Genomic DNA, 11,573 nt, shown 5'->3' with positions numbered 1-11,573 from the left:
CCAGCGCCTGACCGTGGAGGCCTCCAGGCTGTGGCGACGAGCAACGGCTTTGACCGATGTGGAGGTCTTGCAGGCCTCTTTGGCAACCTGCAGTTTGAAACGAGCGTCGTATCTGTTCATGTATCCCTCGGGGTTGGATCTGGCGTCCAACTCCCGGGGGTCACTTCAAGGACGGGTTTACGCGTCCCCGCAACCCGACACCGCCCCGCCCAACAAACAGAAAAGCCAGAGCCGCTTTGGCTCTGGCTTCTGCTGTGGCATTTGACGTTGCCTCGGCGGGTGCCGGGCCGCAGGCCCGGCCGATAAACTCAAATCACCGGTTCGCGCAGGGCGGGGTTGTCCCAGCCCGGTCGCGGGGCGAAACGGTCGCCGTGGCGCTGCTGCAGCGCCTTCAACCGCTCGACGATCGCATCGGCACCCACCGCACGGATGTGCTGGATCGGGCCGCCACGGAACGGCGCGAAACCGGTACCGAAGATCACGCCCGCATCCAACAGGTCCGCATCGGCCACTACACCTTCGTGCAGGCACGCAACCGCCTCGTTCAACAGCGGCAGGATCATGCGGTCCTCCAGATCGGCCGGGGCCTGGTAATCGCTGGCCACGTCCGGCTTCTTCGGCTTGCCGTTCTCCCAGGTGTAGATGCCCTGGCCATCCTTCTTGCCGCGCTTGTCCTGTTCCACCGTCTGCAGGGCCGCCGGAATCTGCAGGCCGAGGAACGGCGCCAGTTCGCGGCCCACGCCCGCAGCCACGTCCAGCCCCACGGTGTCGATCAGTTCGATCGGTCCCATCGGCATGCCGAACTTCACGGCGGCCTTGTCGATCACCGGGCCCGGAATGCCTTCGGCATACGCGGTGGCCGCTTCCAGCATGTAAGGGAACAGCACGCGGTTGACCAGGAAGCCCGGGCTGCCGGCCACCGGCACCGGGAACTTGCCCAGTGCCTTGCAGAACGCGGCCAGGCGGCGTTCGGTTTCCGGCGCCATGCCGTCGTGATGGATGATCTCCACCAACGGCATCTGCGCGACCGGGTTGAAATAGTGCAGGCCGGCGAACTGCGCCGGGCGCTGGATGTGATCGCGCAGTTCCACCAGCGGGATCGACGAAGTGTTGGTGGTCAGCAGCGCGTCCTGCTTCATCTTCGGTTCCAGCGTCTGGTACAGCGCACGCTTGGCCTCGGGGTTCTCGATGATGGCCTCGATCACCAGATCGGCTTCGGCCACGCCGTTGCCTTCCAGATCGGCACGCAGGCGCGCGGCCACGGCAGGGCGCTTGCTCTCGTCACGCACCTTCTTGGCGAACAGCGACTGCGCGCGTTCCATGGCCGGGTCGATGAAGCGCTGCTCACGGTCCTGCAGGGTCACCTCGAAGCCCTTGTAAGCGGCCCATGCGGCGATGTCGCCGCCCATCACGCCGGCGCCGACCACGTGCACGTGACGGATGCCGGAATCACCACCGCCCAGGCCCTTCAGTCGCTCGGTCAGGAAGAAGATGCGGATCAGGTTGCGCGCGGTCGGTGTACTGGCCAGCTTCACCACGGCGCGCCGCTCGGCGTCCAAACGCGCCTGGATCGGCTTGCCGCCACTGCGCTGCCAGGTGCTGATCAGCGCGTACGGCGCCGGGTACTGGTCCTTCTTCGCCTTGCGTGCGACCTGCTTGACCATCTGCGGCGCCAGCAGCGTGCGTGCCAGCCAGGTGTTGGTGGCCCAGGCCGTCGCGCGCTGCTTGAACGGGCGCGTGGTGCCGGACAGCGCCAGCGCCACGGCGGTGTCGAGCACCACGGCCGGTGCCACCACCTTGTCGACCAGCCCGATGCCACGCGCGGCCGACGCCGACAGGGTGCGTCCGGTCAGCATCATGTCCATCGCCGCCGGTGCACCCACCAGTTGCGGCAGGCGGGCGCTGCCGCCCCAGCCCGGGAAGATGCCCAGCTGGGTTTCCGGCAGGCCGATGCGGGTGCTGCTGTCGTTGGAGGCCACGCGGTAGCGGCAGGCCAGCGCCAGTTCGGTGCCGCCTCCCAGGCAGTGGCCATGGATCGCCGCCACGGTCGGGCAGGGCAGTTCGGCCAGCTTCTGGTAGGTGGCCTGGCCACGCCGGATCGCGTCGTTGACAGTGCCGCGACGGTCGAACTCCTGGAACTCCTTCAGGTCGGCACCGGCAATGAAGCCGGCCTTCTTCAGCGACTGGATCACCACGCCCTTGGGCGGATCCAGCGCGATGCGCTCAAGCAGGTCGCCCAGCTCCAGCAGCACGTCCTGCGACATGGCGTTGACGCTGCTGTCCTGACGATCCAGGGAGAGAACCACCACGCCGTCGTCGCGGATCTCGGGGTGCCAGTGGCTGAAGCGGAGACCATCGAAGCCTGAGAGCATGGACGTTCCATCCGGTTGTGTATGGAGAAGAGGCTATGATCCAGAGGTTGTTTCCCCCGCGTCAAATCCCAATAGCAGGGGAGTGGCGCCCCCGGATCCATGGCCGTGGACCGGGACGCTAACGGAACGGTGGTTAAAAGCTGGTGCGGCGCCAGGTGATCGGCGACTGAACTTTTCCCGGGATTGGCAGTCTCATTGCCCGACGTCGGTTGGGCTGACAGGAGTGCGGCCCCTCATGGCCGAGGTTGATACACCACAGGAGCTGGATCTGGAACTGGTCCGGCGCGTGCAGCACGGCGAGAGTGCCGCCTTCGATGTCCTGGTGCGCAAGTACCAGCATCGGGTGGTGGCCCTGGTCGGTCGCTACATCGCCGACTGGAGCGAATGTCAGGACGTCGCCCAGGACACTTTCATCCGCGCCTACCGCGCGATCGGGAGTTTCCGTGGCGACGCCCAGTTCTCAACCTGGTTGCATCGAATCGCCGTGAATACCGCCAAAAACTACCTGGCTTCACACAATCGACGGCCGCCGACCGATGACATCGACATCGGCGACGCCGAACAGTTCGACACCGGTACCCGCCTGCGCGACACCGACACGCCCGAACGCGAGTTGATGCGCCAGGAGCTGGAACAGACGGTAATGAAGGCCGTCAACGCGCTGCCGGAAGAACTCCGGTCGGCAATCACCCTGCGCGAGGTGGAAGGCCTGAGCTACGAGGATATCGCGCAGAAGATGGGGTGCCCGATCGGCACGGTGCGTTCACGGATCTTCCGGGCGCGCGAGGCGATCGACACCGAACTCCGGCCGCTGCTGGACATCGGCAGCGCCACCCGTGAGAAGAGCCGCGTATGACCAGTAAACCGTTCAACGAATCGCAGAACCACCAATCGCCCGCCGGACAGCGCCTGGACCAGCGCCATCGCGAGCAGCTGTCGGCCCTGGTCGATGGTGAGCTGGGCGCCGATGAAGCGCGCTTCCTGCTGCGCCGGATGGAGCACGACCCCGAGCTGGCCGGATGCCAGGAACGCTGGCAGCTGCTGGGCGACGTGATGCGCGGGCAGGCGTCGGCGCTGGCGCCGGTCGGCTTCAGCGCGGCCGTGGCCGCCGCCATCGCGGCCGAACCGGCGCCGCAGGTCGAGCCGCGTCGCCAGGTACGCCGCAGTGGCTGGCGGGCCTGGGGCGGCGGCGCCGCCCTGGCCGCGTCGGTGGCCGCCGTCGCGCTGTTCATCGGCGGCGAGAAGCTGAAGGAGGCCACGCCGGGTGAACCGCTGGCGCCGCAGGTGATCGCCAGCCAGGCGGAGCTGGCGCCGGCGCCAACCGCGCCGGCCCCGGTGACCGAGGCTTCGGTGGATACGGCCGCGATGGCCGTGGCTGCTGCGCCGGCTGTGGCGATGGCCGCTTCCAGCCGTCGTCAGGACGCCCGCCGTGCCAGCGCCACGCGTACCCAGCAGGCTGCGCGTGCCGCCCAGCGCGACGAGGCCCCGCAACGGGCCGTCGCCGCAGCGCCGGCGCCGTTGACCCCGACCGTGCCGGCCAACGCCAGCCGCAACCTGCCGTTCGGCGAGGTGGGCGGACTGCAGGCCCGGCCGTGGCCGCGCTCCAGCCTGGCGCCCGCTGCCGGTGGCGCACTCAATGCCAGCTTCCCGGCCCATGCCGGCGGCGCGGCGTTCTATCCGTTCGAGCCGCGCCTGCAGGACGACCTGCCGGTGCCGCAGCGCCCGCGCGACTGAGCCGGGCGCTTTCACGCCCCGCCGCCGGCGGGGTCCGTATTCCTCTTTCCATCCGATCCGGAGGTTGCCGTCCGATGACTCCCCGACTCCGCACGCAGGCCATGGGTCTGCTGGCCCTGACCCTTCCCCTGGTGGCCTGCGCACAGGCCACCGCGCCTGCCGCGCAGACCCAGCCTGCGCCAGCTGCAGCAGCGCGGGCACCGGCGCAGCCGCTGGTCAGCGGCCTGCCCGACTTCACCAATCTGGTCGAACAGGTCGGCCCGGGCGTGGTCAACGTCGACACCACCATCGTCCGCAACAACCGCCAGGTCGCCCGCGGCCCGATGGGCGACGATGACATGCCGGAGTTCTTCCGCCGCTTCTTCGGCCCGGACTTCCCGATGCCCGGGCAGGGGCCGGGTGGGCCGGATGGCGGCCCCAGCATCAAGGGCCGTGGCATGGGCTCGGGCTTCATCATCTCGCCCGATGGCTATGTACTGACCAACTACCACGTGGTGGCCGATGCCAGCGAGGTGAAGGTCAAGCTGGGCGACCGCCGTGAGTTCACCGCGAAAGTGGTGGGCAGCGACCAGCAGTACGACGTCGCGTTGTTGAAGATCGACGGCAAGAACCTGCCGACCGTGCGCGTTGGCGACTCCAACTCCCTCAAGCCGGGCCAATGGGTGGTCGCGATCGGCTCGCCGTTCGGCCTCGATCACTCGGTCACTGCCGGCGTGGTCAGCGCCCTTGGCCGCAGCACCGGCGGGCCGGACCAGCGCTACGTGCCCTTCATCCAGACCGACGTGGCGATCAACCAGGGCAACTCCGGTGGCCCGCTGCTGAACACGCGTGGCGAAGTGGTCGGCATCAACTCGCAGATCTTCTCTGCTTCGGGCGGCTACATGGGCATCAGCTTCGCGATCCCGATCGACCTGGCGATGAGCGCGGTCGAGCAGATCAAGAAGACCGGCAAAGTCACCCGTGGCCAGCTCGGCGCGGTGGTGCAGGAAATCGACGGCCTGAAAGCGCAGGCGATGGGCCTGCCGGACAGCCGCGGCGCCCTGGTCAACCAGATCGTGCCGGACTCGGCTGCAGCCCGGGCCGGGGTGAAGATCGGCGATGTGATCCGTTCGGTGAACGGCGCGCCGGTCAACAGCTGGTCCGACCTGCCCCCGCTGATCGGCGCGATGGCACCGGGCAGCCGGGTCACCCTGGGCGTGATCCGCGATGGCAAGCCGCGCGACCTCAGCGCCACCCTGACCGCACTGACCGAAGATGCGCAGGCCAGTTCGCGTGGCCCGGCTGCCGGCAACAGCGATGCGGCTCCACAGGCCGGCGCCAACGCCCTGCTGGGGCTGGACGTCAGTGACCTGACCGCGCCGCAGCGCAAGCAGCTGGGCCTGGAATCGGGCGAGGGCGTGCGCATCACCGGGGTCAAGGGCCAGGGCGCGCGCGATGCGGGCCTGTCTCCGGGCATGGTGATCCTGCAGGTAGCCAGCACCCAGGTCGGCAGCGTGGACGCGCTGAACCGTGCGCTGTCCAGCTACAAGAAGGGCGACGTGGTGATGCTGCTGGTGCGCACCGGCAGCGGCAACAGCGCGTTCGTAGCGGTCAAGGCTGGCCAATAAGGCCGGTGCAAGGCCGCCCCGGCGGCCACGTGGTTCCCCCGAAGCCCCGCCCCGGCGGGGCTTCGGCCATTCCGGGCCCGGCTCGATGAGGCCGTTTTCGCGGGCGGGCGCCGGGCATGCGATAATCGACCGTTACCCTGACGACGCCGCGCGCCGCCGCCACCTATGTCTTCTGATTCGATGCGGAACATCCGCAACTTCTCCATCATCGCCCATGTCGACCACGGCAAGTCCACGCTGGCCGACCGCATCATCCAGCTCTGTGGTGGCCTGCAGGCCCGCGAGATGGAAGCGCAGGTGCTCGACTCCAACCCGATCGAGCGCGAGCGTGGCATCACGATCAAGGCGCAGTCGGTGTCGCTGCCGTACCTGGCCAAGGACGGGCAGACCTACCACCTGAACTTCATCGACACCCCCGGCCACGTCGACTTCTCCTATGAAGTCAGCCGCTCGCTGGCCGCCTGCGAAGGCGCGCTGCTGGTGGTCGATGCCGCCCAGGGCGTGGAAGCGCAGTCGGTGGCCAACTGCTACACCGCGGTGGAGCAGGGCCTGGAAGTGGTGCCGGTGATCAACAAGATCGACCTGCCCACCGCCGACATCGAGCGCGCCAAGGCCGAGATCGAGGCCGTGATCGGCATCGACGCCTCCGACGCGGTGCCGGTCAGCGCCAAGACCGGCTTGAACGTGCAGGATGTGCTGGAAGCGATCGTGCACCGCATCCCGCCGCCGGCGCCGCGCGACACCGACAAGCTGCAGGCGCTGATCATCGATTCGTGGTTCGACAATTACCTGGGTGTGGTGTCGCTGGTGCGCGTGATGCAGGGCGAGATCAAGGCCGGTGACAAGCTGCAGGTGATGTCCACCGGCCGCAACCACCAGGTCGACAACGTTGGCGTGTTCACCCCGAAGCGCAAGGTGCTGCCGGCGCTGAAGGCCGGTGAAGTGGGTTGGGTCACCGCCAGCATCAAGGACGTGCACGGTGCGCCGGTCGGCGACACGCTGACCCTGGCCGGCGACCCGGCCCCGAAGCCGCTGCCGGGCTTCCAGGAAATGCAGCCGCGCGTGTTCGCCGGCCTGTTCCCGGTCGACGCCGAGGACTACCCGGACCTGCGCGAAGCGCTGGACAAGCTGCGCCTGAACGACGCCGCGCTGCGTTTCGAGCCGGAAAGCTCCGAGGCGATGGGCTTCGGCTTCCGCTGCGGCTTCCTGGGCATGCTGCACATGGAGATCGTGCAGGAGCGCCTGGAGCGCGAATACAACCTGGACCTGATCAGCACCGCGCCGACGGTGGTGTACGAGGTCCTGAAGACCGATGGCTCGATCATCAACATGGACAATCCGGCCAAGCTGCCGCCGGTGAACCAGGTCGAGGAGATCCGCGAGCCGATCATCCGTGCCAACGTGCTCACTCCCGAAGAGTACATCGGCAACATCATCAAGCTGTGCGAAGAAAAGCGCGGCAGCCAGATCGGCATCAATTACCTGGGCAGCCAGGTGCAGATCAGCTATGAATTGCCGATGGCCGAGGTGGTGCTGGACTTCTTCGACAAGCTGAAGTCGGTCAGCCGTGGCTATGCCTCGCTGGACTACCACTTCGTGCGCTTCGACGCGGGCCCGTTCGTGCGCGTGGACGTGCTGATCAACGGTGACAAGGTCGATGCCCTGTCGCTGATCGTGCACCGCAGCCATGCCGACCGCCGCGGCCGCGAGCTGTGCGAAAAGATGAAGGACCTGATCCCGCGCCAGATGTTCGACGTGGCCATCCAGGCCGCCGTTGGCTCGCAGATCATCGCCCGCACCACGGTCAAGGCCATGCGCAAGAACGTGCTGGCCAAGTGCTATGGTGGCGACGTTTCGCGCAAGAAGAAGCTTCTGGAAAAGCAGAAGGAAGGCAAGAAGCGCATGAAGCAGGTCGGCCGCGTGGAGATCCCGCAGGAAGCGTTCCTGGCCGTGCTGCAGATGGACAACAAGTAAGCCCGCACCGGCCCTGCGGGGCCGGTCGTCCGGTGACGTTGCAAAGGACCCTGAATGAAACTGTTTGAGATCCTCCTGGTCGTGCTGACCCTGGCCTCGGGCCTGATCCTGCTTGCGGACAAGCTGTACCTCGCCAAGCGTCGCGCCCAGCGCGCGGGCCTGCTCGATTCCGAGCCGGTGCTGGTGGATTACTCGCGTGCGTTCTTCCCGGTGCTGGCGATCGTGCTGGTCGTGCGCAGCTTCATTGCGGAGCCGTACAAGATTCCATCCAGTTCGATGATGCCGAACCTGCTGATCGGCGATTTCATCCTGGTCAACAAGTTCTCCTATGGCCTGCGCCTGCCGATCAGCAACACCAAGATCGTGCCGTTTGGCGAGCCGTCGCGTGGTGACGTGGTGGTGTTCCACTTCCCCGGCCATGGCGAGAACGATCCGGCCAAGGGCGAGAACTTCATCAAGCGCGTGATCGGCGTGCCGGGTGACACCGTGGTCTTTGAAGGCGACGGCGTGATCCTCAACGGCGAGCCGCTGAAGTATGACAACAAGGGTATCTACGCCGGCCACAAGGGCCAGGGCGAGGGCGCCAACCTGCTGCTCGAGCACCTGCCGGGCCGCACCCACACGGTGCTGGAGACCGACTATCCGCGCGGCCAGGGCCAGTGGACCGTGCCGGCCGGCAAGTACCTGGTGATGGGCGACAACCGCGACAACAGCGATGATGGCCGGTTCTGGGGCCTGCTGCCGGAAGAAAACCTGCGCGGCAAGGCGTTCCTGATCTGGCTGAACTGCCAGGGCTGGTTGTGCAAGGATGGCTTCGAGCCGTCGCGGATCGGCTCGAGCATCAACTGAGTACCTTCACATCCAACGCGTATCTGGGGAGAACGCAATGAAGACGATGAACACGCAGCGTGGCATGACCTTGACCTCGTTCCTGACGGTCCTGATCGTGGTGGGCTTCTTCCTCTACATCGGCATGAAGCTGTTCCCGATGTATCAGGAGTACTACGCTGTGCGCTCGGCGATGAAGAGCCTGGCCAACGAGCCGGGCGTGGGCAGCATGGAGCCGGCGCGCATCCAGGACCTGTTCTTCAAGCGCCTGTACATCAACTACTCGGACAACGTGAAGCCGGCCAACGTGAAGTTCGACCGTCGCGACAATGGCTGGACCCTCAAGGTCAACTACGAAGTGCGCCGTCAGCTGATCGGCAACCTCGATGTGGTTGGCAAATTCGATTCTTCCCAGGACCTGACACGAAGCGGTGCCCAGTAAATTCATCCAACGTGGCGACCTGATCGGTCATGCCTTCAGCGACCCGGCGCTGCTCAAGCAGGCGCTGACGCATCGCAGTGCCGGTGCGCCGCACAATGAGCGGCTGGAGTTCCTTGGCGACAGCATCGTCAACATGATGGCGGCCGAGGCGTTGTACCGGCGCTGGCCCAAGGCCGACGAAGGGGCGATGACCCGTGCCCGCGCAGAGCTGGTGCGTGAAGGCGCGCTTGCGGTGATCGGGCGCAGCCTGGAACTGGGCGAGCGGCTGACCTTGGGCCCGGGCGAAATGAAGTCTGGTGGTCATCGCCGCGACTCGATCCTGGCCGATGCGGTGGAAGCCGTGGTGGCTGCGATCTACCTGGATGCCGGCTTCGAGGCCTGCCGGGCAGTGGTGCTGCCCTGGTTCAGTGCTTCGATCGAGGCGCTGCCGGCCTCGGGCCGGCCCGAGAAGGATCCCAAGACCCGCCTGCAGGAATGGCTGCAGGCCCGACAGAAGGCGTTGCCGCAGTACGAGCTGGTGTCAGAATCCGGTGACGACCACGCCAAGCACTTCCGGGTACGCTGCAACGTAGCCGACCCGGCCGCCAGCACCGAGGGCGAAGGCGCCTCGCGGCGGCTTGCCGAACAACAGGCGGCTGCGGCCGTCCTAGAACAACTGGATTCCAAGTGAGCGAACAAACTTCCCATCATTGCGGCAGCGTGGCCGTCATCGGCCGCCCGAACGTGGGCAAATCGACCCTGACCAATGCCCTGGTCGGCGCCAAGGTCAGCATCGTTTCCAACCGCCCGCAGACCACGCGCCATCGCCTGCTGGGCATCGCCACCTATCCGGAAGGCCAGCTGGTCCTGGTCGACACCCCCGGCCTGCACAAGGTGCAGAAGCGGGCGATGAACCGGGTGATGAACCGCGCCGCGCGTGGCTCGCTGGAAGGCGTCGATGCCGGCCTGCTGGTGATCGAAGCCGGTCGCTGGGATGAAGAGGACAGCCTGGCGTTCAACGTGCTGCGCGACGCCGGCATCCCGGTGGTGCTGGTGGTCAACAAGATCGATCGCCTGAAGGAAAAGGGCGCGCTGCTGCCGTTCCTGCAGCAGGTGACCGAAGGTCGCGACTTCGCCGCCGTGCATCCGATCTCCGCGCAGAAGCGCAACGGCCTGGAAGCACTGGTGCGCGATGTGCTGAAGCTGCTGCCGGAAGCCCCGCCAATGTTCGGCGAGGACGAGATCACCGACCGCAGCCAGCGTTTCCTGGCCGGTGAACTGGTGCGCGAGCAGCTGATGCGCCAGCTCGGCGAGGAACTGCCGTATGCCACCACGGTGGAAATCGAGCGTTTCACCGAAGATGGCAACCTGCTGCGCATCGGTGCGGTTATCTGGGTCGAACGTGAAGGCCAGAAGGCGATCGTGATCGGCAAGGGTGGCACCCGGCTGAAGGAGATCGGCGCCAAGTCCCGCCTGCAGATGGAACGTCTGTTCGGGGCCAAGGTGTTCCTGGAGACCTGGGTGCGCGTGCGTGAAGGCTGGTCCGACGACGAGGCCGCACTGAAGGCCTTCGGTTACGAGTAAGTCGTTGCGGTCGCTTCGATGCTGATCGAGGACGACACCGGCTTCGTGCTGCATGCACGGGCCTACCGCGAGACCAGCCTGCTGGTCGAAGTGCTGAGCGCGCAGCATGGCCGTATCGGCCTGCTCGCGCGTGGTGTGTCAACCGCCAAGGGCCAGGTGCTGCGCGCTGCCCTGCAGCCATTGCAATGGATCCGCTTCAGTGCCCAGCAGCGCGGTGAACTGGCCCAGCTGCGCGGCGCTGAGGCGCTGGATGCGGCACCCAGGCTGGTCGGCCAGGCGATGCTGGCCGGCTTCTACCTGAGTGAACTGACCCTGCGCCTGGCTCCGCGCCAGGACCCGCTGCCCGGGTTGTACCTGGCCTACGGCGAGGCGCGTGCGCGTCTGGCCGTGGGCGCCGGCCTGGCCTGGACCCTGCGTCGCTTCGAACGCGAGCTGCTGTCCGCGCTGGGCCTGGGTTTCGATCTGGACAGCGCCAGCGATGGCCAGCCGATCGACCCGGCGGCGCGCTACGAACTGGATCCTCAGGAAGGCGCGCAGCGACTGCTGAGCGAGCGCGGCGGGGAACGCCGGGCGGCGGCCACTGGCTCGGCGCTGTTGGCGCTGGCGGCCGACGAAGAGCCCGCTGCCGCCGACCTGGCCAGCCTGCGCCTGCCGATGCGGCGGGTGCTGGCCCATCACCTCGGGCCGCGCGGCCTGAAGTCCTGGGAAATGCTCGAGCAGCTCGCACCCCGCAGGTAGGGGGGTGTTCGGCAGGGCTTGCAGCCTGCACCTGCCGAAGCCGAAGCCGAATCAGCGTCAACGTCAACGGCAAAAGCTGGCTATCCGTGGGTAGGCGGGGTGGGTCCGGTTGCGGGAGACGCCGTAAACCCGTCCCTGGGGGCTTGGCTGCGGCATCCATGCCGCGGACACTCCCGCAACCGGACCCACCCCGCCTTCGAAAGTGTTCCGCGAGCTGTCGGAACGGCGTGGGGTCGGATCCGTTTTCCGCAGGAAAATGGATCCAACCCCAGATTGATTTCGATATCTGACAGAAATTCATCCACGCATGGCGTG

Annotated in this window: 11 protein-coding genes; 9 read left to right on the top strand and 2 right to left on the bottom strand. The window is 66.9% G+C overall.

What is annotated here, in order from left to right; genetic code table 11:
- On the bottom strand, positions 1–120 hold a 120-nt coding region (locus N5C25_RS19260), incomplete at its 3' end, for a transposase (RefSeq protein ID WP_279937575.1).
- A 188-nt stretch (positions 121–308) separates the two neighbouring features.
- Positions 309–2,372 (bottom strand): 3-hydroxyacyl-CoA dehydrogenase NAD-binding domain-containing protein, encoded by a 2,064-nt coding sequence (locus N5C25_RS19255; RefSeq protein WP_251103424.1) that lies wholly within the window; start codon positions 2,370–2,372, stop codon positions 309–311.
- A gap of 235 nt (positions 2,373–2,607) precedes the next feature.
- Here N5C25_RS19255 and rpoE point away from each other — a divergent pair, with 235 nt between their 5' ends.
- The 9 genes from rpoE (at position 2,608) to recO (ending at position 11,258) form a co-directional block, all read left to right on the top strand.
- A complete protein-coding gene (gene rpoE, locus N5C25_RS19250) occupies positions 2,608–3,228 on the top strand; it encodes an RNA polymerase sigma factor RpoE (protein WP_019662172.1) in 621 nt (206 codons plus the stop codon).
- Positions 3,225–4,106: a sigma-E factor negative regulatory protein gene (locus tag N5C25_RS19245; RefSeq protein ID WP_058981013.1), complete on the top strand. Its 882-nt coding sequence runs from the start codon at positions 3,225–3,227 to the stop codon at positions 4,104–4,106. Before rpoE ends, N5C25_RS19245 begins: the two co-directional genes overlap by 4 nt.
- A 74-nt stretch (positions 4,107–4,180) precedes the next feature.
- Positions 4,181–5,713, top strand: a complete 1,533-nt coding sequence (locus N5C25_RS19240; protein ID WP_058981015.1) for a DegQ family serine endoprotease — start codon at positions 4,181–4,183, stop codon at positions 5,711–5,713.
- A 180-nt stretch (positions 5,714–5,893) separates the two neighbouring features.
- Positions 5,894–7,687: a translation elongation factor 4 gene (gene lepA, locus N5C25_RS19235; protein WP_019662169.1), complete on the top strand. Its 1,794-nt coding sequence runs from the start codon at positions 5,894–5,896 to the stop codon at positions 7,685–7,687.
- A gap of 54 nt (positions 7,688–7,741) precedes the next feature.
- Positions 7,742–8,536 carry a signal peptidase I gene (gene lepB, locus N5C25_RS19230; protein WP_019662168.1) on the top strand — a complete coding sequence of 265 codons (795 nt, stop codon included), beginning with the start codon at positions 7,742–7,744 and terminating at the stop codon, positions 8,534–8,536.
- A 37-nt stretch (positions 8,537–8,573) separates the two neighbouring features.
- Positions 8,574–8,957, top strand: a complete 384-nt coding sequence (locus N5C25_RS19225) for a DUF4845 domain-containing protein (RefSeq protein ID WP_010482821.1) — start codon at positions 8,574–8,576, stop codon at positions 8,955–8,957.
- Positions 8,947–9,627 (top strand): ribonuclease III, encoded by a 681-nt coding sequence (gene rnc, locus N5C25_RS19220; RefSeq protein ID WP_019662167.1) that lies wholly within the window; start codon positions 8,947–8,949, stop codon positions 9,625–9,627. Before N5C25_RS19225 ends, rnc begins: the two co-directional genes overlap by 11 nt.
- A complete protein-coding gene (gene era / locus N5C25_RS19215) occupies positions 9,624–10,520 on the top strand; it encodes a GTPase Era (RefSeq protein WP_019662166.1) in 897 nt (298 codons plus the stop codon). Before rnc ends, era begins: the two co-directional genes overlap by 4 nt.
- Before the next feature lie 18 nt (positions 10,521–10,538).
- The gene (recO, locus tag N5C25_RS19210; protein ID WP_019662165.1) at positions 10,539–11,258 is read left to right on the top strand and encodes a DNA repair protein RecO; all 720 of its coding nucleotides are present in this window, start codon (positions 10,539–10,541) and stop codon (positions 11,256–11,258) included.
- The last annotated feature ends 315 nt before the right edge of the window (positions 11,259–11,573 follow it).

Source organism: Stenotrophomonas sp. GD03958, assembly GCF_029839005.1.
Classification (GTDB): domain Bacteria; phylum Pseudomonadota; class Gammaproteobacteria; order Xanthomonadales; family Xanthomonadaceae; genus Stenotrophomonas; species Stenotrophomonas hibiscicola.
This window is presented reverse-complemented; position numbering and strand designations above follow the sequence as displayed.